Raw genomic sequence first — 23,163 nt, forward strand, 5'->3', positions numbered from 1 at the left:
AATTCCAATCGCGGGCCAAGCCCGCTCCCACAGGGTTTCAGGTGTTCACCTATTCCGTGTTCATCACAAGATTCTGTGGGAGCGGGCTTGCCCGCGATGAGGCCGGGTCAAGCGATAAAGAATCGGCTTTATTTAGGCCCGAGAATCTTCACCAGCTTGTCCGGCGATGGCGCGCCTTGCTGCTGTTGCAGTTCACCTTTGTCATCCATATAGAAAATCGCCGGGGTGGCTTGCAGTTCGAGGTCTTCCATCAACTGCATGTTGGCCGCGAGTCTGGTTTGCACGGCGACCGGAATGTCTTTCAAAGCCTTGAGGGCGCTGCTCTTACCGGCGCTCTCATGATCTTGCAGGGCCTTGGCCGGGTCTTTCGCCGCCAGCAGCGCGGCTGATTTGCCCGGGCTGTCTTCGCGGATGATGCCGACCATGATGTGGCGCAGCTGCACTTTGCCGGCCTTGACCCATGGTCGCGCCTGTTCCCAGAACATGTTGCAGTACGGGCAGTTCGGATCGCTGAACAGGTACACCGTGCGCGGTGCATCCTTGTTGCCGTCCTGAATCCAGTTGCTCGCCTCGAACTTGGCCCAGACTTCCTTGGACATCGGTGCGTAGACCAGTTTCTGCAGCGGCTCGCTACTCAGGTCCTTGCCGTCGGCGTCGTACAGATTACCCACCACGACGTGTTTGCCGTCCGGGGTCAGGTACAGCGCCATGCCGCGATTCTGGTATTGCGCGGCGTACCCGCGCAGGCCATCAGGGGCGTCGAACTGGCCGACGATTTTCGCGCCCTTGGCTTCGATTTTTTTGATCGCTGCGGGTAGTTCTTCAGCGGCCTGCACCGACGGCAAGTGCAGCAGGGCAGTGCCCAGAGTCAGCGTCAGCAGGTGGCGGAGGCGGGGCATGGCAGTTTCCTTGCAGAGTTGGCCGGGGCAACGGCCTGATTCGGGCTTGAAGGCGAAGTGTCGAACGTTTCCAGAGCGCGGGCCAGGCTGGCGTTCGACAGTTCGCCGAGGTGACTGGTCAGCAAGCGACCGTCCGGGCTATAGAACAGCGTAGTCGGTAACGCCATGGAACCCACGGCCTGACCGAGACGGCCGCCGCGGTCGAACAGCACGTTGTTCAGGCTCAGGCCCTGGGTTTCCAGGAACGTCGCCACGCTTTGCATGCTTTCGGCCTGATTGACGAACAAGAACGTCAGATCAGGGCGCTGTTGCTGGGCGTTTTCCAGCACTGGCATTTCTCGCCGGCACGGCGGGCACCAGGTCGCCCACAGGTTGATCACCAGCGGGCCGCCCTGATAGTCGCTGAGCTTGATCTTTTCCCCGGCGGCGTTGCGCAGGGCAATATCCGGCAGCCGGGTGCCCTGTTCGTAGATATTCAGAGACAGGGTGGCAAGCAGCCAGAACGCCACGCCACTGACCACGCCGAAGCCTAGCGGGCGGCGCAAAGCGGGCCGGCGCCAGCCGCGATACAACGCCGCCAGCAACAGCACGATCACTCCGGGCCAAGCGAGGAAACCACCGTCGCGCAGATCGATGATCTGCCACGGGTCATTGCGATAGTGCGACCAGTACAGCGCGACAAACGCAATGCGCGCCGCAAGCATGCCCAGCAAGAACAGACTGAACAGCGCTGACTCGGGGTTCTCGCCGCCGCGCTTGGCCACTCGCCAGCCGACAAACGTCGCCAGCGCCAGAGCACTGATCAGCAGCAGGTGGTTGAGCGCGATGGCGAAAGTGCCGAGGGTGAACGTCAGCATCAGTTGGCGTCTCGGGTGGTGGACCAGCGTTGCAGGAAGGTCTCGGCATCGACCTCGCCGGTGATGCGCTGGTTGCGGCGTTCTTCACCGTCGGCGCCGATCCAGATGAACGTCGGCGGCCCCGGCACTTTATAGCGACTGAGCAGCTCACGGCTCGCAGCGTTGTCTGCGGTCACATCCAGGCGCAGCAGGCGCACATCGCTCAGGGCCTGCATGACTTTGGCTTCACCAAACACCTTCTTCTCCATCACTTTGCACGACACACACCAGTCGGCGTAGTAATCGAGCAACACCCACTGGCCCTGAGCCTTGGCCGCGTCGAGTTCGCGTTGCAGTGCCGCCGGTTCCTTGATTGTGCTAAAGGCATCGTGACCCGTCGGCGCCGCGCTGGCGACAGGGCCGGCGCTGTAGACCTGCAATGGCTGATACGGATCATCACTGCCGCCCGCCGCACCGATCACCAACAAGCTGCCCCACAAACCGAGCAACAAGGACAGGGCGCCAAACATCTGCGCGACGCGGCCAAACCCTGCGGATTGTTTCCAGGCGCTGTAAGCGGCGATCAACAGCAGAGCGCCGCACAGCCCCAGCCACAACGACGGGTCCAGTACCGGGCGCAGCATCAACAATGCAGTGGCAAGAAAGAGAAAGCCGAATATGCCCTTGAGCAGATTCATCCACGCGCCGGGCTTGGGCAGGAATCGGTTGCCCACGGTGACCAGCAGCAACAGCGGCACACCAATGCCGATGCCCAGTGCAAACAGAATCAGACCGCCGTGCAACGCGTTACCGCTCTGCGCGATGTACAGCAGCGCGCCGGCCAGTGGCGCGGTCATGCATGGCCCGACCAACAGACCGGACAATGCGCCCAGCACCCCGGCGCCGATCAGGCTGCCGCCGCTGCGGCTGCGCGACGCATGTTCCAGGCGATCACGCAGCGCCACCGGCAGTTGCAGCTCGAAGAAGCCGAACATCGGTAACGCCAGTATCACGAAAATCGCCGCAAACGCACCGAGCAACCACGGATTCTGTAACCACGCCTGCAAGTTCGCACCGAGCAGCGCAGCAATCACGCCCATCGCCGCATACACCAGTGCCATGCAGATCACGTAGCTGCTGGCCAAGGCAAAGCCGCGCCGTGGTGTGGCGCCACTGCCGACGATCATCCCGGCGAGAATCGGCAGCATCGGCAGCGAACACGGGGTAAACGCCAATAGCAGGCCGAGTCCGAAGAACACCAACAGACTCCAGCCCAGCGCCCGTTGTTGCAGACTGCTGGCCAAAGCCTGATCCGGGGCTTCAGCGCCTGTTGTTGCTGCGGCTTTGCCACCCAGATCGATCACCCTAATTTGCGGTGGATAACACAGACCGGCATCGGCGCAACCTTGATAGCTGACTTTGATCTGACCGCTGGCCGCCGCCGGGATTTTTACTTCCAGCCCTTGGCGGTACACCGGCTGCTCGCCGAAGAACTCATCGCTGTGGGATTCGCCTTCAGGCAACACCGGCTGCTGATCGGCGGCCAGTCCATCGAATTTCAGGCGTTTCTGATACAGGTAGTAGCCGTCGGTGATCTGCCAGAACAGCTGGGTTTCGCCTGAATCCAGACGCTCGGAAGTCAACACGAACGCTTGGTCGACCGGCAAGAAGTCCGGTTTCGTATCGAAAGGATTGTTTCCAGCCTGGGCCAGGCCCGAGATCAGTAACGCAAACAAAACAAAAAAATGACGCATGGAGAAGCCTTGTCCCTGTGCAAGTGAGGTGCACAATGGGCAGCGGCGATTAACCGATGATTAACCGCCATGCCCTTGTCGCAGTGACGTTGGGCGCCATAATGTCAGCTTAATCGGCCAACTGCCTAATCCGCTTTTTTCCTGTGGGATTCACCATGCACGTACTGGTTTGCGAAGACGACGAGCTGATTGCCAGCGGCATCGTTGCCGGCCTCACCGCCCAGGGCCTGACCGTCGAGCACGTCAACACCGCGTCCAAGGCGCGGGCGATGCTCAAGGTCGCCGAATTCGACGTGATGGTTCTCGATCTCGGGTTGCCCGACGAAGATGGCCTCAAGTTGCTGCAACAGTTGCGGCAGAGCGGCCTGGAAATTCCGGTTCTCATCCTAACTGCCCGTGACTCGGTGACCGATCGTGTCGATGGTCTGCAGGCCGGCGCCGACGACTATCTGCTCAAGCCTTTCGACCTGCGCGAACTGTTCGCTCGCCTGCAAACCCTGTTGCGCCGGGTGGCAGGGCGTAGCGTCAATCTGATTGAGCACGGCGCGCTGACCTACGACCCGAGCAGCCGCGAAACCCGTCTGGCCGGGCAACCGGTTGACCTGTCGCGCCGCGAGCAGTCGCTGTTGCAGGCGCTGTTGCACAATCGCGGCCGGGTGCTGTCCACCGAGCAACTGAAGGACAGCGTCTACGGCTTTAACGACGAACTGGAAAGCAACGCGCTGAACGTGCATATCCATCATCTGCGCAGCAAGCTTGGCAAAGGCATCGTCGAAACCGTGCGTGGTCTGGGCTATCGCCTCGGCCCCGCCGATGGCGCAGAGCAAGGCAAATGATGAGTCTGCGCCTGCGCCTGAGCCTGACGCTCGGCGCCGCCTTCGCGTTGATCTGGGCGCTGGCGGCGGCGTGGATGCTCAGCGACCTGCGCAATCAGATGATGTTTTCCCTCGACCAGCGTCTGGTGGCGTCGGCGCGCATGGTCGCCGGCTTGCTCGAGCAATTGCCGACGCTGCCGAGCAAGGGCGAGGGCACCCATTTCAGCGCAGAACAGCTGAATATTCCCGGTGGCATGGCTTGTCAGGTCAGCTCATTGCGCGGCGAGATTCTCGCGCGAAGCCACAACAACCCCGAGCAAGCGCTGGAAGCCGAGAAAATGGGCTTCCACGATCAGATGATCGACGGCGCCCCGTGGCGCAGTTTCACCCTGGCCCGCGGCGATGTGCGCATCACTACGGCGGATCGGCAGATCGAGCGCGAAGCCTTGAACATGTCGATTCTGCTCGCTGCTTCGGTGCCGGTCGGTGTGGCCTTGCTGGGTTGCCTGTGCCTGCTGTGGCTGGGCATCGGTCAGGGCCTGGCGCCGCTCAATCGTCTGCGCGAGGCGCTGATGCGGCGCAATGCCGACTCTCTTGAACCATTGCAGTTGCAGGCGTTTCCCAGCGAATTGAAGCCGTTGCTGGAAACTCAGAATCAGTTGTTTCAACGCATCGGCAAGACCATCGAACGTGAACGTCGTCTGACCGGCGACGCCGCGCATGAACTGCGCAGTCCGCTGACGGCGATCAAGACCCACCTGCAAGTGGCGCGCATGACCGACGGCAGCGCCCGCGATCAGTCGCTCGCGCGCGCCGAGGAGGGCGCCGATCGCTTGCATCGCACTCTTGAGCAATTGCTGTTACTGGCGCGGGTCGAAGGCAGTCTGTCGTTTGATGACGGCTCGCAATGCAGCGCCGAACAAGTGGCCAGACTGGCGATCCAGGACGCCACCGGCGGCGAGCGGTTGCGGATCAAGCTGCACGTGCCGGACGACCTGCCCACCGCGCCGCTGCAAATGCCTGCGGTGCTGGCGATTGCTGCATTGCGCAACCTGCTCGACAACGCCCTGCGCCACACGTCTGAAGATTGTGCGGTCGAGGTTAGCCTGGAGAGCATCGGCAATCGTGTGCGTTTTGTCGTGCGCGATCATGGCCCAGGCATTGCGCCGGATGACTTGCAGCATCTGACTCAGCGCTTCTGGCGCAACGGGCAGAGCACCGGTTGCGGGCTGGGTCTGGCGATTGTCCAGGCGATTGTCCAGCGCTGTGATTGTGCGCTGCATTTCGACAGTCGCCCGGACGGCTTGCGGGTCGAACTGACCATGCCGTTGCAAGCCCTCTGATCTCACCTCAGATCCCCTGTGGGAGCGAGCCTGCTCGCGAATGCGGTAAGTCATTCAACATGGACGTTGACTGGCCTGACGCTTTCGCGAGTAGGCTCGCTCCCACAAATGATCACGTTCTTCCACATCAAATGTAACTTCTCGGCGTTCGCTATTCGCCAGGGGCGGGGCTAAGGTCAACGCAGCTTTGACTCAAAGGATTGAGGGAACTGCGCCATGGAAGCACCCGTCTGCGTTCGTTCGGCCACTCTGGCCGACACCGGCATCATCAACCGTATTGTCGAGCGCTCGATCCGTATCGGATGTGCACTCGATCACCGCAACCATCCACTTCTGGTCAGCGACTGGCTCAACCGCTCCTCTGCCGATTTCATCAGTAGCCGGCTCGCCGACCCACACTTTTATCTCTGTATCGCTTCGTTCGAAGACAAACCGGTCGGTGTCGGCATGGCCCGGGTCAGTGGCGAAATCCTGCTGTGTTACGTCCAGCCGGAATCCTTTCGCCGCGGCGTCGGCCGGGCGCTGATGCACAATCTCGAGGGCTGGTTGCGCATTCGTGGTGTGCAGCATGTTCACCTCAACAGCACCCGCACCGCCGAGGCGTTCTATCGGCACCTGGGTTACCAACAGGCAGCGCCACCCGGCCTCTCCACCGGCTTGCAAACCGTGCCGCTGCACAAACCTTTGTCCTCACTGCCGTGACAACTCGATCAAGGGTGTAAATCCGTACCGCTCTGAAGCGTTTCCAGAACAGGAAAACCTGCAAGTGCGCCCCGCGACCGGAACGCGCACCTGTTGGTGTGCTGTTTTGGTCACTATCCATACGAATTGAGGGGTCGAAAGATGTCAGTCGCCACCAGCCTTATCGAAGCGTCGTCGGCCCGGGTCGCCTCGGCGCCAGCGGAGACGTTGTACGAATTCCACGAATCACCGTTACTGGCGCGCCAGAGTCGTCAGGAGTCCAACGCGCGCAGCTATCCACGCCGCATTCCGCTGGCGCTCAAGCGTGCCAAGGGCCTGTATGTCGAGGATGTCGAAGGGCGTACCTTCATCGACTGCCTGGCTGGGGCCGGCACGTTGGCGCTGGGGCACAACCACCCGGTAGTGATCGAGGCGATCCAGCAGGTGCTGGCCGATGAGTTGCCGCTGCACACCCTCGACCTGACCACGCCGGTCAAGGATCAATTCGTCCAGGACCTGTTCGGACTGCTGCCCACGGAGTTGGCGGCACAGGCGAAAATCCAGTTCTGCGGCCCGACCGGCACCGACGCCGTGGAAGCAGCATTGAAACTGGTGCGCACGGCCACTGGCCGCAGCACCGTGCTGTCATTTTCCGGCGGTTATCACGGCATGAGTCAGGGTGCGTTGAGCCTGATGGGCAGCCTGGGGCCGAAAAAACCACTGGGTGCCTTGCTCAGCAATGGCGTGCAGTTCATGCCGTTCCCCTACGACTACCGTTGCCCGTTCGGCCTCGGCGGCGCGGCGGGCGTCAACGCCAATCTGAGCTACCTGGAAAACCTGCTCAACGATCCCGAGGCTGGCGTGCAATTGCCGGCGGCGGTGATCGTCGAAGCGGTGCAGGGCGAGGGCGGGGTGATTCCGGCCGATATCGAGTGGTTGCGTGGCTTGCGCCGAATTACCGAAAGGGCCGGGGTGGCGCTGATCGTTGATGAGATCCAGAGCGGGTTCGCCCGCACCGGCAAGATGTTTGCCTTTGAACATGCGGGCATCGTTCCGGATGTGGTGGTGTTGTCCAAAGCCATCGGTGGCAGCCTGCCCTTGGCGGTGGTGGTGTACCGCGACTGGCTCGACACTTGGCAACCGGGCGCCCATGCCGGCACGTTCCGTGGCAATCAGATGGCCATGGCCGCCGGTTCAGCGGTGATGCGTTATCTGGTAGAGCACAAGGTCTGTGAACACGCCGCTGCCATGGGTGATCGGCTCAGCGAACATCTGCACATCCTGCAACGCGACTTCCCGCAACTGGGCGATATCCGTGGTCGAGGCCTGATGCTCGGCGTCGAACTGGTCGACCCGAACGGCGCGCCCGACGCGCTCGGTCATCCGCCGGCATTCGCGCGTCTGGCGCCGCTGGTCCAGCGTGAATGCCTCAAGCGTGGCCTGATTCTGGAACTGGGCGGCCGCCATGGCGCGGTCGTGCGCTTCCTGCCGCCGCTGGTGATCAGCGCAGCGGAAATCGATCGGGTGGCCGAGATCTTCGGATGCGCATTGGCCGCTGCCACCGCCGCGCTGTAAATTTTTCCGCGCGGCGAACGTTCTTTCTACATACCCGGCTGCATCCGTTGTGCAGCCGACCTTACAACGATGGAGAACCAGCATGACGTCAGTATTCGACCGCGAGGACATCCTCTTTCAGGTCGTGGTCAACCACGAAGAGCAATACTCGATCTGGCCCGATTACAAAGCCGTGCCGCAAGGCTGGCGTACCGTGGGCAAGAGCGGCCTGAAAAAGGAATGCCTGGCCTTTATCGAAGAAGTCTGGACCGACATGCGCCCGTTGAGCCTGCGCCAGAACATGGATGCGCAAGTCGCGGCGCAATAAGCGACCGGGCATAAAAAACCCGCTGGACCAGTGATGGTCAGCGGGTTTTTTCATGTCTTGAATTTGTATTGTCTGCACAGTCTCATCGCTGGCAAGCCAGCTCCCACAGGTATTGTGGTTGATCACAAATGTGTGTTCGCCAAAAACTCTGTGGGAGCTGGCTTGCCAGCGATGAACGATGACTCGGTATCAGCCTGACTACGCTCCGCTCAACCCCTTGAGCAACAAATCCACATTCCCCTCCAGCTCCGCCAGCGGATCGGCCGCATCGGTACTCAACACCACCAGGCGGCTGCCGGATTCGGCAATCGCTGCTTTCACCGGCTCCGCTGGCTGGCGATGGTGCAGCACCACTGCCACGTCATTGTCCTTTAGCGTCGCCGTCAGCTTCTTCAACTCCTCTGGCGTCCACTCGGCATCAGGCCGCGCGTCCTGTCCGGCCAGTTCAAGGTTGAGGCTGCCAATCAGATAGCCGAAGTGATCGCTCAGGCTCATCACGCTCAGGTTGTCCGCCTCGGCCAGACGCGCTTCGGTGTCCGCGCTGAGTTTCAGCAAACGCTGTTTCAACGCCGCCAGGTTGGCTTCGATTGCAGGCTTGGCGCTCGGCGCCAGGCGCACCAGGTCCGCCGCCATCACATCGGCCATGCGCCCCATGTTGTTGCTCGCCAGCCATGGCTGACTGTTCAGGCCATCAACCTGCAGGCCCGGCTGCACGGCGATGCCGGGCAGGGCGCCGTCGACCGGGCGCGCAGCATCGACTTCGACGATACGGATGTTGCTGCGCCGCGCGATCGGGTACAGCGGATCATCGGCCCACAGCGAACGCAGACCGATTACCGCGTCCGCGTCGGTGGCCAGTTTGCTCAGCGCCGGAGCGCCACGGCCGGTGAAATACGCAGTCTGACGGCTACCCGGAAGGTTGGCCGGCGCCGCACGTTCAAGTTTGACGTCGGTACCCTTGAGCAATGCTTCGCCCAATCCATAGGTGATCGGTAACGAGGCCAGAACGCGCAACGGTTTCGCAGTTTCAGCCGCCATCAACGGAGTGCAGACCACGCCACACAGGGCCATGGCCAGAGTCAGGTTACGCAATGAAAAAGCCATTTATCCAAGGTTCCCTTTCAGGCTGGGGACGACGCCGCGCGCAATGGCGGCGAGGGCGAAAGCGATGCCGGCGACCAGAATGATCGCGGCGCCGGACGGGATCGGCAGATCGAATACGATCGGCGCAAGAATCCCGCACAGGGTGCTGACGGTAGCGATCAGCACCGAGCACCAGAAAAACCCTTTCAGCGACTGACTGAGCAAGCGCGCCGCTGCCGCCGGAATCACCAGCAAGGCACCGACCAGAATCGCGCCAATCACCTTCACTGCCGCGACGGTGATCAAGGTCACCAGGATCACGAACAGGTAATCCAGGGTCTTCACCGCTACGCCACGCACCGCCGCCAGTTGCGGATTGAAACTGGCGAGCATGATGCGGTTGTACAGCGGCAGGGCGAGGGCCATGACCAGCGAACCGACGATCGCCAGCACCGCCAGATCATTGCCGTTGACGGTCAACACCGAACCGAACAGCACGTTTTCCAGAATGTGCACGTTGATCTTGCCGGCGAGAATCAGCAGCAGGCTCGCGCCCAGTGCCAGTGACACCGAGAGAAACACGCCGATCAGCGTATCCGGTGCCAGCCCGGTGCGGTTGCGCAGGTAGTTGAGCAGGATGCCGAACAGCAGGCAGTAGCCGAACAGGCTGCCGTACGGGCCGGTGTAGGGTTCGCCGAGCAGGATGCCGATGGCGACACCGGTCAACGCGGCATGGCCGACTGCTTCGGAAAAGAACGCGAAGCGCTTGACCACCACCAGCGTGCCGAGCCCGCCCAGCACCGGGCCGATCAGCAGGCCGGCGAGCAGGGCGTTGACGACAAAGCCGTAGGCCAGCGCTTCCGGCAGATAACCGGAAGACGCCCAACCCTGGACCATCAAACGAAAGGCTTCGTAACTCATCAGACCGCGCTCCGTGGATGGGTGGAAAACAGCGTCAGGAGACGCTCCGGAGTCAGTGCCTGTTGCGGTGTGGCATCGAACAGCACGCGGCGGTTGAGGCCGGTAACCCGATCGGCCAGCCGACCCACCGCTTCCAGGTCATGCTCAATCCACAACACCGTGATCCCCGCCGCGCGCCAGTCAGTCAGCAGACGTTCGAACACCTGGATCCCGGCCTCATCGAGGGCCGACATCGGCTCGTCGAGCACCAGCAGTTGCGGCGCCGGAATCAAGCCCTGCGCGAGCAGCACCCGCTGCCGCTCGCCGCCGGACAGCGCGCCCATGCGCCGCTTGCGCTTGTCCTGCATGCCGACGCGCTCCAGTGCCTCGCCGATGGCGCCGGCGTAGTGTTTGCTTAAACCGAGAAAGGCCGGACGGCGTTGACACATGGCGGCCATGAAATCGTCGACGGTCATCGGCAAGCCGCGATCGAACTCCAGCGCCTGCGGAACGTAACCAATGGTGCCGGGCTCGCCGGGCCAGTGCAGGCTGAGCTGGCCCTGATGCGGCATCTGCCCCAGCAGCGTTTTGATCAGCGAACTCTTGCCGCCACCATTGGGGCCGACCAGCGCATGCACGCTGCCGGGCTGCACCTGGAAGCTGACCTTGTCGAGAATCGTCGTGCGCCCCAGCGTCAGGCTCACTTCCGTAAACTCCAGCGATGGCCCGGTTATCCCCTGTGGGAGCGAGCCTGCTCGCGAATGCGGTGCGTCATTCAGCGAAGATGTTGCCTGATCCGGCGCCTTCGCGAGCAGGCTCGCTCCCACCGGGTTATTGGTGTTGTCAGGGATCAAGGTTTCTTTCGACGTCATGCCCCCGACTCCTGAATCGCCCGGACCACGGTGTTGAGGTTGCCGGTCATTTCCTTTTCGTACTTGTCGGCGGTGTATTCGCCGTAGGAAATGTGCGACAGCGGGTACAGCTTCACCCCGGATTCGCGCTGGATGGTGTCGACGTAGCTGGACGGGAAATCCATCTCCGAGAAGATCACTTTGACGTCGAGTTCACGCAACTGGTCGATGGTTTTTTTCAGCTGACTCGGGCTTGGCTCGATGCCGTGGGCCGGCTCGACCACGGCCGTCACTTCCAGACCGAATTCGCGCAACAGATAGTCGTAAGCCGCATGCACTGTGGCCACGCGCAGTTCGGCGTTGGGTGCCTGGGTGAGTTTGGCCAAAGCGTCGGCGCGCATCTGCCGCAGGCGTTTGCCATAGGCACGCGCGTTCTGGGTGTAGGTCTTGGCGTTGTCCGGATCGATCTTGCCCAGTTCGCGGGCGATGTTGTTGACCTGGGCGATGGAGGCGCTGATCGACAGGAACGTGTGCGGATTGACCACTTTGCCGGCGCCGCGCGCAGCGACACCGGTGGCCGCCAGCAGCGGCACGTTCTCGTTGGCTTCGATGGTTTTGACATTGGGTGTTTCACTGGCGGCGATCATCCGGTCGGCGAAGTCGTCATGGCCGACGCCATTGAGCACGATCACGTCCAGCCCGCTGATGCGCTTGATGTCTTCAGCTCGAGGCTCGTAGGCGTGCGGATTGAAGCCGGCGGGAATCAGCGGCACCACTTCGGCCTTGTCGCCGACGATGTTGGCGACGTAGCTGTAATACGGATGCAGAGTGATGCCGATACGCAGGCGTTTGCCTTGCTCGGCGCTGGCCAACGGGCTCAGCAGGCAGGCGCACAGGCCAAGCAGAAACAGGCGTAACAATGGACGGCGAGGAGATGAAATGGACATGGGCAAGCAGTCTTCTCTCGGATAAAGGCGAGGAATCAATGGCGATGTTCGCGGGTAACCCCGGCATCGAATTGCGCGACGATCTGTTTCCAGCCAGCGGCGGACAGCGCCGCGTCGGACAGATCCTCCGCAGGCGCGAGGTCGGCGCTGCGGTTCAGCCAGATGTCCGGCGCCGCGTTGGCGTCAGTGCCGACACGCATCAAAAACGAACCGGCGACATCAGGCGTCGCACTCCGACCGAAATAGGCACGATCGGCGAACATCTGCCATGCGTGACCGCCACGGCTGACCGAACTGGCATCCTGCGCGAACGGCGCGAAACCTTCTTCGGCCAGCACCTGTGGCGTCGGCAGGGCTTGTTGCTCTTCGCGCAGTAGACGGATTTCGTCGAGGGTCACGCGCAGGTCGGCATAGATGCCTTGCTCAGCGGCGCTGAGATCGCGGCGGGCGTCGTACTGGTTGCTGGCGACCGGCTCCGGTTCATGGGAAACCCCGCGCCACGCCACCACCGAGCCGGCGACCGCGAGGATCAGCAGGCACAACAGCAGCACATTGAGGGTTTCATGACCGGCACCGGCCGGACGTACCACTTGCGTCGTCGGGCTACTCATGGGGCTTCGATATCCGCCTGGTCGATTTCCACCACGTGGCCTGGTCCGGCGTCGAACAGCACATAGAACTCGCTGCCGGGCTTCTTGAACGTCAGCGTCGAGTCATCACCCAATTTGCCCGGCACCAGAATGGTTTCGTCATAGCCGATCACATCGAGGGTCACCCCCGGCGCGCCGCTGCCGTCGGAGAAACCGCCGGTGCATTTGATCTGTTCGGCATCGATGGCTTTGCATTCGCACATCGGGTTGTGCGCCAGGGCGCTGGCGCTGAAACCGGCGCTCAGCAGCAGCGCGGCGCTGGCGATCAAACGGGTATGAAGGGGTGAGCGAGTCATGGTTTGGCTCCTTGTTTGTTCAGCCACGCAACCGTGGCGGGGGAGGCTTGGCTCAGGGGAATCGCGGCTTGGTGCATGCTGCCGTCCCAGCCTTCCATGGTGATCCACAGCTCGGCGTCAGGTTTGGTCTTTGCCGGGATCGGCATCTGCGTGCCCATGCGGTAAGGGGTACCGAAGAAGATCGTGCCGGCGGCACGCAGGCTGCGCGGCTTGCCGATGCGCAGGTAAGTGGCCTTGACCTGTTCGACACAGCTGTCGCAGACGGCGGCAGTGAAATCCTTCATGTAGCCGGCCGGGCCGCTCAGGTGCGGCGCCTCTTCGCGTAACTCGGCCAGACGCAGGCTCCACGGGCCAACCTGAACGGTGCCTATTTCACGCTGGCCCAGGCCGCTGTCGCCGCGAAACAGCGAAGCATCGGCAAAGTATTTCGGCATGAAGCCCAGCGGGATCAGCAACAGCAGAACGTTGATATGGAAGCGCCACTTGTGCCAGAAACGCGACAGGCGCGACGGCGGTGTGATCGAGATGGCTTTGTTCACAGGCTGGCCTCCGAAGGTTCACGGCGCAGCGCCGGTTGGGCGGTGACGCGGTTTTTCTTGTCCTCGCGTTTCAGCGCATTGGCGGTGGCCAACGCGGTGCGCTTGGTCCAGATCAGCAGGCCGCTGAGGATCATCATGCTCAGCAACAGACCGAAGAAGAACCAGATCAACTTGATCCAGATTCCACCGAAGTCACCGGTGTGCAGCGGGCGCATGGATTCGGTGACGAATTCCAGCGAGGACCGATCGGACAGCAAGCGTGAGGAAGCCATTTCGCCGTTGTACGGGTTGAGAGTCGCGGTCTGATACATCAGCGGATACCAGCCACGGCCGCTGACGCTCATGTGCGAGTAGGCATTGCCCGGCAGGTTGACGTAACTGGCCTCCAGCCCCGGAATCTTCTGCTGGGCGATTTCTATTGCGCGATCCAGGCTGATGCGCGGCGGCGGGGTGCCGGCTGCCGAGATCGGCACACTTTCGCGGGACATCGCCGGGATGATCGGCTCGCTGGAAATGGAAATCTGGTTATCGAACAGGATCGCTTTGATCAGGAACCAGATGCCGGTGATGGAAATCACCGCGATGAACCAGATCGACCAGATGCCGCACAGGCGATGGAAGTCGCCCCAGAAGATCCGCGCACCATGGCGTACACGCAGGGTCGGGCGCAAAAAACCTTTCCAGAAGCGCTTGTAGACCACCAGCCCGGTAATCAGCGACACCAGCATCGGCACGCCGAGCAATGACACCAGATACCAGCCCCAGCTGTAGCCGTTGGTGAACGGCACCAGCCACCAGCCGTGCAGGGCGCGGGTGAACGCCTTGAAATCGAAGGCCGGCGCGGTGCCCTGAATGACTCCGGTGTACGGATTGACATAGACCGTCAACGAGCGCCCGTCGGGGTAGCTGACTTCGACGTCGAGGGCAAAGTGCGACTCGTCCGGACGATTGATGCTCTGCACCAGGGTTTGCGGCTCGGCCTGTTTGATCGCGGCGAGGATCTGGTCGTAGCTCAGTCGCGGCGCGTCGTCCGACGGCTGACTGGCGCGCATTTGCGGGTTGGCCAGCCAGACAATCTCCTGGCTGACCACCGCCAGCGTGCCGGTGACACAGACGATCAGCACAAAGAACCAGATCGGCAACGCCAGCCAGCTATGCACCAGGAACCACAGTTTGGAACGGGATTTCTTCGACATGATTGCGCGTCTTGATTGCGGTGGAAGGGGCCGGGCTACGGGCTTCGCAGCACGGAACTCCCCCGGGAGACCGTTCGTGGCTTTTGCCTACGCGAACGGCCTGCATTCCTATAAGACGGATGAGCGAAGAAAATCCCGAAAGCGGATATGAAAGTAAATGTTTCGCAATTACATCGGCAGTGTATTTCTGCCGGTTGATCCGAGGTAAAAAACCCTCAACCTTGGTTAAACATCTCCATCGCCCGCTGGCGAATCTGCTCTTCGCTCAGATCCTCTTTGTGCGTGGCGAGAAACCACAGATGGCCGAACGGATCTCTGAGCGTGCCGCTGCGATCACCATAAAACTGGTCTTTGACCTCGGAGACGCTTTGCGCCCCGGCATCCAGCGCTTGTTGAAAGGACTGGTCGACATCGGTGACATACAGGTGCAAGCCGATCGACACCGCCTGCTGCGGATTGCTCAACGGCCCCTGATCACAAGGGGTGCCAAGCATGATCGCGCTGTCGCCGATGCGCAGTTCGGCGTGGCCGATATTGCCGTCGGGCATGGTCAGGCGCATGACTTCGCTGGCATTGAAGGCTTTCTTGTAGAACTCGATGGCCTCGGCAGCCTGTTGGATGCCGAGATACGGGGTAATGCTGTGATACCCCTCGGGAATGGGTTTGACGCTCATGACGTTCTCCCTGTTTTTGTTTTCAACAGATGTGGTTACACCGGACTTACCCGGAGCAATCACTATAGAACCGTCCTTACTGCACAGATTTTCCGCCGACGAGCAGCAATCATCATTCATCGCGAAAGTGCGGGCCTGGGCCTCGGTCACCGAGCATGTCGCCTTTATTGCGTAACGGACACGCTTCCATGGACAGACAGCCGCAGCCGATGCACCCGGTGAGCTGATCGCGCATCAGCGTCAATTGCCTGATTCGTTCGTCGAGCTCGCGCTGCCATTGTTCAGACAGCATTTTCCAGTCCGCCGCCGATGGCGCGCGATCCTGCGGCAGGATCTTCAGCGCTTCGCCGATTTCCGCCAGCGGTATTCCCAGCCGTTGCGCGACTTTGATCAACGCCACCCGGCGCAGGACGGCGCGCGGATAGCGGCGCTGGTTGCCGGCATTGCGTTCACTCTTGATCAAACCTTTGGCTTCATAAAAGTGCAGCGCCGTGACCGCGACGCCACTGCGCGCCGCAACCTCACCCACGGTGAGAGGCTTGTGCACCTGGTCTTTGCTGATCATGCTGAAAATGCTCTTGACCTTGACTTAACTAGAGGTTTTACCCTGCAGCTCTTCGGGTCGCAAGGCTCGCTTCAACATGAGTGGGGGCTTTCCATGAGCAATCGCAGCTTTACCCAATTGATCGAATTCGAAATCGAACCCCGTCAGCAAGCGGCGCTGGTCTCGGCTCTGGCCACGCAGACCGAGGGTCTGGCTCTGCGTTACGACGGATTTCTCAGCGCCAGCGTGCAAGCCAGCGACGACGGCCGCCGCGTGTTGAGCTTTTTGCAGTGGCAAAGTCGCGAAGCGGGCGATGCGGCATTTCGCGGTTTCGAACGCGGCGAAGAGGATTTCTGGCAGTTGATCCGTACGCATCGGGCGAAAACCGTGACCTTCAACTCGTTCCAGGTGCACAGCAGCATTGCCCGCAGCCACGACGACGCGCTGCACTGCCGTCTGCCGGTCAGCCAGTATTAGTGCCAACCTGATAGCCACTATTGAGAGCGTTGATTTCTGCGCGAGCGTGCCCGGGCGTAGCCTTTCTCCATCGACCCCACATTGCTCGCCAGGACGCTCCCATGAACCGTTTACTGACTGTTTCGCTGATGCTCGCTGTTTCCGTACTCGCCGGTTGTGCTGGCCATGTTTCGCCAGAGCTGCGTCCTTACACCGCTGAAGAATCCCGCGAGCTGGCGCTGGAGGCCCTGAACCGCAGCGGCTTGTCGTTCGACGAATACCACGCCAAAAAAGCCCAATTGCTCGGCCAGCCGCAGAAGACTTTCGGCTTCGATCAGCAGGGTGAGATGAGCGCCGAACGTGCCATACAGCTGCACGGCCGTCCAAGCTGACAGCAAACTGTACTGCTTGAAGTTTTCCCAAACTGTCCGTGGGTTTGCCGGGCCGTGTGGGATAGGGTCAACAGCTGAATGACCCTGGATGGACTGCCTCGATGAACCTCTCGCTTGATCTGCTGTTGGCCTTTGCCCTGTTTGCGCTTGTCACCTCGATCACACCGGGGCCGAACAACACCATGTTGCTGGCGTCCGGAGTGAATTTCGGTTTCAACCGCACCATTCCACACATGCTCGGCATCAGCTGCGGCTTCTTCCTGTTGGTGGTAGCGGTAGGCTTCGGCCTTGGCGCGGTGTTTCAGGCCTACCCGATTCTGTATACGGTGCTGCGTTATGTCGGCGCGGCGTATTTGTTGTATCTGGCGTGGAAAATCGCCCACTCCGGCCCGGTCGGCGACAGTGCCCACGGCGAGGCGAAACCGATCAGCTATCTGGGCGCCGCAGCGTTCCAGTGGGTCAATCCCAAAGCGTGGATCATGGCAATCGGTGCCATCAGCACGTACACGCCGATGCAGGGTTATTTCTATAACGTCGTGATCATCGCGGCGGTGTTCGCCATCATCAATCTGCCCAGTGTCGGCCTGTGGGCGGCGTGCGGCACGCTGTTGCGCAATGTGCTGAAAGATCCGCGCTGGTTGCGCGTGTTCAATTGGGGCATGGCAGCGCTGTTGGTGATCTCGCTGTATCCGTTACTTCTGGAAAGCTTTCACTGACGCATTGCTTCAATCGCCGGCCCGATGCCTGTTAAGCTCGGTTTCAGGAGCGTTCCTACGCACTTTTAAATGAAGCCCTACTTCTTTAACGGCATCCGATCAGGTATTGATGACGCTCTCGAACCCATGCACAGCCCACGAGGCTGTGCATTGTCGTTTGCAGACACGAGCCTCCTGATCCCGGAACACGCTCTGCGAGTCCTTTATGAACACACGTCCGTTGTATTTCGATTACGCCGCCACCACCCCGGTGGACGAGCGGGTCATCCAGGTGATGATCGAGTGTCTGGGTTTTCACGGTAACTTTGGTAACCCGGCGTCCAGCTCCCACGCTTTCGGCCAACAGGCCCGGCAGACGGTCGAGCAGGCACGTCGGCAAGTTGCCGATCTGGTCGGCGCGCAGCCTGAGCAGATTGTCTGGACCTCCGGGGCCACCGAATCCAACAACCTCGCCCTCAAAGGCGTCGCTCAGGCCCGTGGCGTTTGCGGCGGGCACATCATTACCAGTCAGATCGAACACAAGGCCATTCTCGACACCGCCCGGCAATTGCAGGATTCGGGCATTGCCGTGACCTATCTGGTGCCGGACGCCCAAGGCTTGATCACGCCGCAAGCGGTCAGCGAAGCGATGCGTGACGACACCTTTCTGGTCTCGCTGATGCTGGTCAACAACGAGTTGGGCACGGTCAACGATGTCGAGGCGATTGGCGAAGTGGTGCGCAGTCGACAGGCGTTGTTTCATGTTGATGCGGCGCAAGGCGCGGGCAAAGTCGCGATCGATCTGAGCCGCTGGCCGGTGGATCTGATGTCCTTTTCCGCACACAAACTCTACGGCCCCAAGGGCATCGGCGCCTTGTATGTCGCCCCGCAGGCGCAGCAACGCTTGCAGGCACAGATCCACGGCGGCGGTCATGAAGGTGGCCTGCGCTCCGGAACCCTGGCGACTCATCAGATTGCCGGGATGGGCGCTGCTTTCGCTTTGGCCGCCGACGCATTCGATGAAGAGAAAAAATCCATCATCGCTTTGCGCGAACGCTTGCTCGAACAGCTTTTGAAGTTGCCCGGCGTGCGCCTCAACGGCAGTGCCTCGCAACGTATTCCGCACACCCTGAGCCTGACCTTCAGCGAGGGCGAGTTCAACAGCGCCGCATTGAGCCATTCGATCGCGTTTTCCGCGACGTCGGCGTGTAATTCCGCGAGCAACGCACCGTCCCACGTGCTGCTCGCGCTCGGACACGATGCGCGGCTTGCGGGGCGCACCATTCGCTTGAGTCTCGGGCGGTTTACCAAAGTCGAGGATGTCGACAAGGCCGTTGACCTGATCACAACCGCCTGCGCCAGTGCTCCGGCATTCTGGGCGACAGGGCTCTAAACAGCAGACGCTTTCCATGGCCGCGAAGGCTACGAACAATAACGATGACGCGATTAGCAGGAGACATGATGAGTTCCCACACCTTGACCGAAGGATCGGTGCCTCAGCGCCTGGCGCATACCCGTGAACTGATGCGCCGCGAAGGCATCCACGCGCTGCTGGTGCCGTCCGCCGACCCGCATCTTTCGGAATACCTGCCGGGTTACTGGCAAGGCCGGCAGTGGTTGTCGGGTTTCCACGGCTCGGTCGGTACGCTGATCGTCACTGCGGATTTCGCCGGTGTGTGGGCCGACAGTCGTTACTGGGAACAGGCGACGAAAGAGCTCAACGGCAGCGGCATCGAACTGGTCAAACTGCAACCGGGGCAGCCGAGCCCGCTGGACTGGCTGGCGGAGCAAACCCCCGAGGGCAGCGTGGTTGCGGTGGACGGCGCGGTAATGGCGGTGGCTTCGGCGCGCACACTGAGCAGCAAGCTTGAGGCACGCGGCGCTCGCCTGCGCACCGATATCGACCTGTTACAGGAAGTCTGGCGTGATCGCCCGAGCCTGCCGAACGCGCCGATCTATCAGCATCTGCCGCCGCAAGCGACTATCAGTCGTGGCGAGAAGCTGGCGAAATTGCGCGAAACCTTGCAAGAACGTGGTGCCGACTGGCACTTCATCGCCACCCTGGATGACATCGCCTGGCTGTTCAACCTGCGCGGCGGTGATGTCTCGTTCAATCCGGTGTTTGTTTCGTTCGCCTTGATCAATCAGCAACAGGCCACGCTGTTTGTGGCGCTGAGCAAGGTCGATGCCGATCTGCGTGCCGTGCTCGAACAGGATGGCGTAACGCTACGTGATTACAGCGAAGTGGCCGATGCGTTGCGGTCTGTGCCGGGTGGCGCGAGCCTGCTGGTCGATCCGGCGCGAGTGACCACGGGGTTGCTGGATAACCTCGACAGTGGCGTGAAACTGGTCGAGGGCCTCAACCCGACTACGTTGGCCAAATCGCAGAAAAGCGAAGCCGACGCTCAACACATCCGTAAAGCGATGGAGCAGGATGGCGCAGCGTTGTGCGAATTCTTTGCCTGGCTGGAATCGGCGTGGGGGCGCGAGCGCATCACCGAACTGATCATCGACGAGAAACTTACCGCTGCCCGTGAACGTCGTCCCGATTACGTTTCGCTGAGCTTCAACACGATTGCCGCGTTCAACGCCAATGGTGCGATGCCGCACTATCACGCTACCGAAGAAGAGCATGCGGTGATCGAGGGCGATGGTCTGTTGCTCATCGATTCCGGTGGCCAATACCTCGGCGGTACCACTGACATCACGCGGATGGTCCCGGTGGGCACGCCGACGCAAGAGCAGAAGCAGGATTGCACGCGCGTGCTGAAAGGCGTGATTGCCTTGTCGCGGGCACGTTTCCCGAAAGGCATTCTGTCGCCGCTGCTCGACGCCATCGCTCGTGCGCCGATCTGGGCTGACAACGTCGACTACGGTCACGGCACCGGTCATGGCGTGGGCTATTTCCTCAACGTTCACGAAGGTCCGCAGGTAATTGCTTATCAAGCGGCACCGGCACCGCAGACGGCGATGCAGCCGGGGATGATCACCTCGATCGAACCCGGCACTTATCGCCCGGGCCGCTGGGGCGTGCGCATCGAAAACCTGGCGATGAACCGTGAGGCCGGCAGCAGCGAATTCGGCGACTTCCTCAAGTTTGAAACCCTGACGCTGTGCCCGATCGATACCCGCTGCCTGATTGCTGACCTGCTGACCCACGAAGAAAAGCAGTGGCTGAACGACTACCACCGCGAAGTGCGTGAGCGACTGAGTCCATTGCTGGATGGCGCGGCGTTGAGCTGGTTGAACGAGCGCACTGTGGCCATTTGATCGATTTACCCAAGGCACCGCTCGCGATGCCTTGGGGCTTGGCTTCAGTCCTGGCGCAATGCCTCTTCCACGAAGTCGAGTCGATCCTGACCGAAGAACAACTGATCGCCGATAAACATGCTGGGGGCACCGAAAACGCCGCGTTTGATGGCGGCTTCGGTGTTTTCCTTGAGTGCGGCTTTTACTGATTCGTCGTTGGTCAGCGCGATTATCTCTTGGGGGTCGAAGCCGTTTTCAGTCAGCACGGCAGCAATGGTTTGCGGATCGTTGAGGTTACGACCTTCTACCCAAAGCGCCCTGAACAGGCAATCGACGAATTCGGCGAAACGCTGCGGCTGGCGCATCTGCATGCCAGTAACGGCACGCATCAATATCAGCGTGTTGATTGGAAAGTGCGGATTGAATCTGAGCTGTACGCCGTAGCGTTTGGCGAAGCGATCGAGGTCCTGAAACATGTAGCGGCCCTTGGCCGGAATCATTGCCGGCGAAGCGTTGCCGGTGGCTTTGAACACGCCACCCAACAGCATCGGGATGTAGATCAGTTCGCTATGGGTATCGGCGCAGATTTTCGCTAGCTGGGTGTGCGCCAGATAGGTGGTGGGGCTGCCGAGGTCGAAATAGAATTCCACGGATTTCGTCATGATCAAATTGCGCTCTTATTGTTGTAATGAGGGAGGAGGGCTTACCAGCGTTCGTTCCAGGGCCGAAGGTCCAGCTCAAAAGTCCAGGCATCCCGTGGCTGACTGTGCAGATACCAATAGTTTTCAGCGATGTGCTCTGGATCGAGAATGCCGTCCTGATCCTTGGTCGCGTATTTCTCGGGAAAGCTGTTGCGGATGAAGTCGGTGTCGATCGCACCATCAACCACGACGTGGGCGACATGAATGTTCATCGGCCCCAACTCTCTCGCCATGCTTTGCGCCAGTGCGCGGATGCCATGTTTGGCTCCAGCGAAAGCGGCAAATCCAGAAGCACCGCGCAGCCCGGCCGTGGCACCAGTGAACAGAATCGTGCCGCGCTGCCGAGTGACCATGCGCTTGGCCACTTCACGGGCATTGAGAAAACCGGAGAAGCAGGCCATCTCCCAGATCTTGAAATATTTGCGCGCGGTTTCTTCGAGAATGCTGCAGGGCACGTTGGCGCCGATGTTGAAAACAAAGGCTTCGATCGGGCCGACGCGGGTTTCGATGTCTTCGATCAAGGCGATGACGTCTTCTTCCTTGCGCGCATCGCAGGCAAAACCATGGGCCTCACCGCCCTCAGCGATGATTGCGTCAACCAGTGGCTGCAGCTTGTCGGCGCTGCGCCGGGTCACACAGGCTATAAATCCCTCACTGGCAAAGCGCTTGGCAATCGCCCCGCCCGTGGCATCGCCGGCCCCGACAACCAACACGACCTTCTTGTTATTCATGGGTGAACCCTTTTTGGTTAACGATCGTTTAGTTAACGAACGTTATGCTAGGATTTGGGCAGCGTCAAGGCGATCTATTTTCAGGAGAGGACATGCGTTATTCACCCGGGCACAAATCGGAAACCCGCGAACGATTGCTGCAAAGCAGCGCGCTGTCGGCGAAGAAATCGGGGTTTTCCACGGTGGGCGTGGATGGCCTGATGAAAGCCATCGGTTTGAGTGGCGCCGCGTTCTACAGCCACTTTTCATCCAAGGATGCGTTGTTCGCCGCCATCGTCGAGCGAGAGTTGAGTGAAAGTCTTGAACGCCTTGGTGGCCAGGGCAGTGCGGATAGGCAGCGGCTGGAGCGTTGTCTGAAGCAGTACCTGAGCATGGCCCACGTCGAGCAACCAGAGTCCGGTTGCGCGCTGCCGACATTGGGCGCAGAGGTTGCCCGTGCCGATATGCAGGTGCGTGAGCAGGCTGAACAGTGGATCTGCCGTCTTCAGCAGGGCTGGGCTGAGATCCTGGAAAGCGAGAGTCTGGCCTGGTCGGTGCTGTCGCAATGTGTGGGTGCGTTGGTGGTCGCGCGAATGCTGGCAACACCGGACGTGCAGCGTACGGTGTTGCGCTCGAGTCATGAGCAAATCACTCGTCAGCTCGCTTTGCCACGAGCCGAGTAGTTATTTGCAGATGACGATCATGCTGCGGCTGGTATAACCGGCGGGGTTCAGGCCGAACGGATAATCGCCAGGTTCCTCGACGGCATCCCCGGATTTGGCGATCACCTTGTAACCCTTGGGGGCGCAGGAGTTGGCTGCGCTGGTGTAGCACTTGTCCCATGAGGATGAAAGACCGGAACAGTTGATGTGCAGTCCCTTCTTGCCGCGTTTGACCTGGGTTTCCGAAGTCGCCGCGCAACTCGCGATCGCCAGCAGGGCGATCATTAGCAAAATTCGTTTCATTACCATCCTTAATAGCGGCCGCGAGTCTGGTGGTCGGGTCTGCCTGTATTCGCTCGCGTTTGCAGCGTGGTGCCGTCCTTTGCGAAAAAATCCATGCCTGGCGAT

27 protein-coding genes are annotated in these 23,163 nt (G+C 60.9%); 11 read left to right on the plus strand and 16 right to left on the minus strand.

The genetic code is table 11. The annotated features are described in order from the left end of the window. Nucleotides 1-128: 128 nt before the first annotated feature. From dsbG to dsbD, 3 genes are read right to left on the minus strand one after another with little or no spacing between them, the layout of a single operon-like run. The gene (gene dsbG, locus AB4N48_RS06310; RefSeq protein ID WP_252882429.1) at nt 129-899 is read right to left on the minus strand and encodes a thiol:disulfide interchange protein DsbG; all 771 of its coding nucleotides are present in this window, start codon (nt 897-899) and stop codon (nt 129-131) included. After that, a complete protein-coding gene (locus tag AB4N48_RS06315) occupies nt 875-1,756 on the minus strand; it encodes a TlpA disulfide reductase family protein (RefSeq protein WP_041478462.1) in 882 nt (293 codons plus the stop codon). Before AB4N48_RS06315 ends, dsbG begins: the two co-directional genes overlap by 25 nt. Then, a complete protein-coding gene (gene dsbD, locus AB4N48_RS06320; protein ID WP_460094970.1) occupies nt 1,756-3,489 on the minus strand; it encodes a protein-disulfide reductase DsbD in 1,734 nt (577 codons plus the stop codon). Before dsbD ends, AB4N48_RS06315 begins: the two co-directional genes overlap by 1 nt. 155 nt (nt 3,490-3,644) lie before the next feature. On the opposite strand from dsbD, the gene AB4N48_RS06325 reads away from it, so the two are divergent. The 5 genes from AB4N48_RS06325 to AB4N48_RS06345 all read left to right on the plus strand — a co-directional run bounded on the left by AB4N48_RS06325 (nt 3,645) and on the right by AB4N48_RS06345 (nt 8,210). Then, complete coding sequence (locus tag AB4N48_RS06325; protein ID WP_039759813.1) at nt 3,645-4,325, plus strand: response regulator; 681 nt, start codon at nt 3,645-3,647, stop codon at nt 4,323-4,325. Then, on the plus strand, nt 4,322-5,647 hold the full coding sequence (locus AB4N48_RS06330; RefSeq protein WP_041478464.1) for an ATP-binding protein: 1,326 nt from the start codon (nt 4,322-4,324) through the stop codon (nt 5,645-5,647). Before AB4N48_RS06325 ends, AB4N48_RS06330 begins: the two co-directional genes overlap by 4 nt. A 216-nt stretch (nt 5,648-5,863) precedes the next feature. Beyond that, on the plus strand, nt 5,864-6,349 hold the full coding sequence (locus AB4N48_RS06335; protein WP_150638849.1) for a GNAT family N-acetyltransferase: 486 nt from the start codon (nt 5,864-5,866) through the stop codon (nt 6,347-6,349). Between the two features lie 141 nt (nt 6,350-6,490). Beyond that, a complete protein-coding gene (locus tag AB4N48_RS06340) occupies nt 6,491-7,903 on the plus strand; it encodes an aspartate aminotransferase family protein (protein WP_252876671.1) in 1,413 nt (470 codons plus the stop codon). Nucleotides 7,904-7,985: 82 nt separating this feature from the next. Then, on the plus strand, nt 7,986-8,210 hold the full coding sequence (locus tag AB4N48_RS06345; RefSeq protein ID WP_460094971.1) for an MbtH family protein: 225 nt from the start codon (nt 7,986-7,988) through the stop codon (nt 8,208-8,210). Between the two features lie 198 nt (nt 8,211-8,408). Here AB4N48_RS06345 and AB4N48_RS06350 read toward each other — a convergent pair whose 3' ends face one another. From AB4N48_RS06350 to soxR, 10 genes are all read right to left on the minus strand, one after another. Beyond that, complete coding sequence (locus AB4N48_RS06350) at nt 8,409-9,314, minus strand: metal ABC transporter substrate-binding protein (RefSeq protein WP_073472505.1); 906 nt, start codon at nt 9,312-9,314, stop codon at nt 8,409-8,411. Beyond that, a complete protein-coding gene (locus AB4N48_RS06355) occupies nt 9,315-10,214 on the minus strand; it encodes a metal ABC transporter permease (protein WP_007917717.1) in 900 nt (299 codons plus the stop codon). Then, nucleotides 10,214-11,065 (minus strand): metal ABC transporter ATP-binding protein, encoded by an 852-nt coding sequence (locus AB4N48_RS06360; protein ID WP_122707196.1) that lies wholly within the window; start codon nt 11,063-11,065, stop codon nt 10,214-10,216. Before AB4N48_RS06360 ends, AB4N48_RS06355 begins: the two co-directional genes overlap by 1 nt. Continuing rightward, on the minus strand, nt 11,062-11,991 hold the full coding sequence (locus tag AB4N48_RS06365) for a metal ABC transporter substrate-binding protein (RefSeq protein WP_056788579.1): 930 nt from the start codon (nt 11,989-11,991) through the stop codon (nt 11,062-11,064). The genes AB4N48_RS06360 and AB4N48_RS06365 overlap by 4 nt, the downstream gene beginning before the upstream one ends. Nucleotides 11,992-12,026: 35 nt before the next feature. After that, complete coding sequence (locus AB4N48_RS06370; RefSeq protein ID WP_217851603.1) at nt 12,027-12,602, minus strand: DUF6162 family protein; 576 nt, start codon at nt 12,600-12,602, stop codon at nt 12,027-12,029. Then, the gene (locus tag AB4N48_RS06375) at nt 12,599-12,937 is read right to left on the minus strand and encodes a hypothetical protein (protein ID WP_252868021.1); all 339 of its coding nucleotides are present in this window, start codon (nt 12,935-12,937) and stop codon (nt 12,599-12,601) included. Before AB4N48_RS06375 ends, AB4N48_RS06370 begins: the two co-directional genes overlap by 4 nt. Continuing rightward, nucleotides 12,934-13,476 (minus strand): thiamine pyrophosphate-binding protein, encoded by a 543-nt coding sequence (locus AB4N48_RS06380; RefSeq protein WP_252868020.1) that lies wholly within the window; start codon nt 13,474-13,476, stop codon nt 12,934-12,936. The genes AB4N48_RS06375 and AB4N48_RS06380 overlap by 4 nt, the downstream gene beginning before the upstream one ends. Beyond that, nucleotides 13,473-14,672 (minus strand): PepSY-associated TM helix domain-containing protein, encoded by a 1,200-nt coding sequence (locus tag AB4N48_RS06385; protein WP_016770800.1) that lies wholly within the window; start codon nt 14,670-14,672, stop codon nt 13,473-13,475. The genes AB4N48_RS06380 and AB4N48_RS06385 overlap by 4 nt, the downstream gene beginning before the upstream one ends. Before the next feature lie 215 nt (nt 14,673-14,887). Next, nucleotides 14,888-15,346, minus strand: coding sequence for a VOC family protein (locus AB4N48_RS06390; protein ID WP_056788589.1), 459 nt, complete (start codon nt 15,344-15,346; stop codon nt 14,888-14,890). Nucleotides 15,347-15,458: 112 nt separating this feature from the next. After that, nucleotides 15,459-15,911 carry a redox-sensitive transcriptional activator SoxR gene (gene soxR, locus AB4N48_RS06395; RefSeq protein ID WP_056788635.1) on the minus strand — a complete coding sequence of 151 codons (453 nt, stop codon included), beginning with the start codon at nt 15,909-15,911 and terminating at the stop codon, nt 15,459-15,461. Nucleotides 15,912-16,004: 93 nt separating this feature from the next. Between soxR and AB4N48_RS06400 the strand changes: the two genes are divergently transcribed. The 5 genes from AB4N48_RS06400 (at nt 16,005) to AB4N48_RS06420 (ending at nt 20,703) form a co-directional block, all read left to right on the plus strand. Further along, a complete protein-coding gene (locus tag AB4N48_RS06400; RefSeq protein ID WP_236168533.1) occupies nt 16,005-16,367 on the plus strand; it encodes an antibiotic biosynthesis monooxygenase in 363 nt (120 codons plus the stop codon). A 101-nt stretch (nt 16,368-16,468) separates the two neighbouring features. Beyond that, nucleotides 16,469-16,738, plus strand: a complete 270-nt coding sequence (locus AB4N48_RS06405) for a hypothetical protein (protein WP_016770723.1) — start codon at nt 16,469-16,471, stop codon at nt 16,736-16,738. Nucleotides 16,739-16,839: 101 nt separating this feature from the next. Then, nucleotides 16,840-17,454, plus strand: a complete 615-nt coding sequence (locus tag AB4N48_RS06410; protein WP_076563682.1) for a LysE family translocator — start codon at nt 16,840-16,842, stop codon at nt 17,452-17,454. 205 nt (nt 17,455-17,659) lie between these two features. Then, on the plus strand, nt 17,660-18,826 hold the full coding sequence (locus AB4N48_RS06415; RefSeq protein ID WP_252868019.1) for an aminotransferase class V-fold PLP-dependent enzyme: 1,167 nt from the start codon (nt 17,660-17,662) through the stop codon (nt 18,824-18,826). 68 nt (nt 18,827-18,894) lie between these two features. Beyond that, nucleotides 18,895-20,703, plus strand: a complete 1,809-nt coding sequence (locus tag AB4N48_RS06420) for an aminopeptidase P family protein (protein WP_236168536.1) — start codon at nt 18,895-18,897, stop codon at nt 20,701-20,703. A gap of 44 nt (nt 20,704-20,747) precedes the next feature. Here the strand turns inward: AB4N48_RS06420 and AB4N48_RS06425 are convergent, their stop codons facing one another. Together AB4N48_RS06425 and AB4N48_RS06430 are read right to left on the minus strand one after the other, a co-directional pair. Then, nucleotides 20,748-21,344, minus strand: a complete 597-nt coding sequence (locus AB4N48_RS06425) for a 2-hydroxychromene-2-carboxylate isomerase (RefSeq protein ID WP_236168537.1) — start codon at nt 21,342-21,344, stop codon at nt 20,748-20,750. Nucleotides 21,345-21,385: 41 nt separating this feature from the next. After that, complete coding sequence (locus AB4N48_RS06430; RefSeq protein ID WP_282386391.1) at nt 21,386-22,114, minus strand: SDR family oxidoreductase; 729 nt, start codon at nt 22,112-22,114, stop codon at nt 21,386-21,388. A gap of 92 nt (nt 22,115-22,206) precedes the next feature. Here AB4N48_RS06430 and AB4N48_RS06435 point away from each other — a divergent pair, with 92 nt between their 5' ends. Next, complete coding sequence (locus AB4N48_RS06435; RefSeq protein ID WP_460094972.1) at nt 22,207-22,776, plus strand: TetR/AcrR family transcriptional regulator; 570 nt, start codon at nt 22,207-22,209, stop codon at nt 22,774-22,776. On the opposite strand, the gene AB4N48_RS06440 is transcribed toward AB4N48_RS06435, so the two are convergent. Continuing rightward, nucleotides 22,777-23,058 carry a hypothetical protein gene (locus AB4N48_RS06440; protein WP_041478482.1) on the minus strand — a complete coding sequence of 94 codons (282 nt, stop codon included), beginning with the start codon at nt 23,056-23,058 and terminating at the stop codon, nt 22,777-22,779. Nucleotides 23,059-23,163 lie beyond the last annotated feature (105 nt).

This window comes from Pseudomonas sp. S2_C11 (genome assembly GCF_054668395.1).

Coding starts and splice junctions, on each gene's coding strand:
- dsbG (WP_252882429.1), bottom strand. CDS start 899: ATGCCCCGCCTCCGCCACCTGCTGACGCTGACTCTGGGCACTGCCCTG.
- AB4N48_RS06315 (WP_041478462.1), bottom strand. CDS start 1,756: ATGCTGACGTTCACCCTCGGCACTTTCGCCATCGCGCTCAACCACCTG.
- dsbD (WP_460094970.1), bottom strand. CDS start 3,489: ATGCGTCATTTTTTTGTTTTGTTTGCGTTACTGATCTCGGGCCTGGCC.
- AB4N48_RS06325 (WP_039759813.1), top strand. CDS start 3,645: ATGCACGTACTGGTTTGCGAAGACGACGAGCTGATTGCCAGCGGCATC.
- AB4N48_RS06330 (WP_041478464.1), top strand. CDS start 4,322: ATGATGAGTCTGCGCCTGCGCCTGAGCCTGACGCTCGGCGCCGCCTTC.
- AB4N48_RS06335 (WP_150638849.1), top strand. CDS start 5,864: ATGGAAGCACCCGTCTGCGTTCGTTCGGCCACTCTGGCCGACACCGGC.
- AB4N48_RS06340 (WP_252876671.1), top strand. CDS start 6,491: ATGTCAGTCGCCACCAGCCTTATCGAAGCGTCGTCGGCCCGGGTCGCC.
- AB4N48_RS06345 (WP_460094971.1), top strand. CDS start 7,986: ATGACGTCAGTATTCGACCGCGAGGACATCCTCTTTCAGGTCGTGGTC.
- AB4N48_RS06350 (WP_073472505.1), bottom strand. CDS start 9,314: ATGGCTTTTTCATTGCGTAACCTGACTCTGGCCATGGCCCTGTGTGGC.
- AB4N48_RS06355 (WP_007917717.1), bottom strand. CDS start 10,214: ATGAGTTACGAAGCCTTTCGTTTGATGGTCCAGGGTTGGGCGTCTTCC.
- AB4N48_RS06360 (WP_122707196.1), bottom strand. CDS start 11,065: ATGACGTCGAAAGAAACCTTGATCCCTGACAACACCAATAACCCGGTG.
- AB4N48_RS06365 (WP_056788579.1), bottom strand. CDS start 11,991: ATGTCCATTTCATCTCCTCGCCGTCCATTGTTACGCCTGTTTCTGCTT.
- AB4N48_RS06370 (WP_217851603.1), bottom strand. CDS start 12,602: ATGAGTAGCCCGACGACGCAAGTGGTACGTCCGGCCGGTGCCGGTCAT.
- AB4N48_RS06375 (WP_252868021.1), bottom strand. CDS start 12,937: ATGACTCGCTCACCCCTTCATACCCGTTTGATCGCCAGCGCCGCGCTG.
- AB4N48_RS06385 (WP_016770800.1), bottom strand. CDS start 14,672: ATGTCGAAGAAATCCCGTTCCAAACTGTGGTTCCTGGTGCATAGCTGG.
- AB4N48_RS06390 (WP_056788589.1), bottom strand. CDS start 15,346: ATGAGCGTCAAACCCATTCCCGAGGGGTATCACAGCATTACCCCGTAT.
- soxR (WP_056788635.1), bottom strand. CDS start 15,911: ATGATCAGCAAAGACCAGGTGCACAAGCCTCTCACCGTGGGTGAGGTT.
- AB4N48_RS06400 (WP_236168533.1), top strand. CDS start 16,005: ATGAGCAATCGCAGCTTTACCCAATTGATCGAATTCGAAATCGAACCC.
- AB4N48_RS06405 (WP_016770723.1), top strand. CDS start 16,469: ATGAACCGTTTACTGACTGTTTCGCTGATGCTCGCTGTTTCCGTACTC.
- AB4N48_RS06410 (WP_076563682.1), top strand. CDS start 16,840: ATGAACCTCTCGCTTGATCTGCTGTTGGCCTTTGCCCTGTTTGCGCTT.
- AB4N48_RS06415 (WP_252868019.1), top strand. CDS start 17,660: ATGAACACACGTCCGTTGTATTTCGATTACGCCGCCACCACCCCGGTG.
- AB4N48_RS06420 (WP_236168536.1), top strand. CDS start 18,895: ATGAGTTCCCACACCTTGACCGAAGGATCGGTGCCTCAGCGCCTGGCG.
- AB4N48_RS06425 (WP_236168537.1), bottom strand. CDS start 21,344: ATGACGAAATCCGTGGAATTCTATTTCGACCTCGGCAGCCCCACCACC.
- AB4N48_RS06430 (WP_282386391.1), bottom strand. CDS start 22,114: ATGAATAACAAGAAGGTCGTGTTGGTTGTCGGGGCCGGCGATGCCACG.
- AB4N48_RS06435 (WP_460094972.1), top strand. CDS start 22,207: ATGCGTTATTCACCCGGGCACAAATCGGAAACCCGCGAACGATTGCTG.
- AB4N48_RS06440 (WP_041478482.1), bottom strand. CDS start 23,058: ATGAAACGAATTTTGCTAATGATCGCCCTGCTGGCGATCGCGAGTTGC.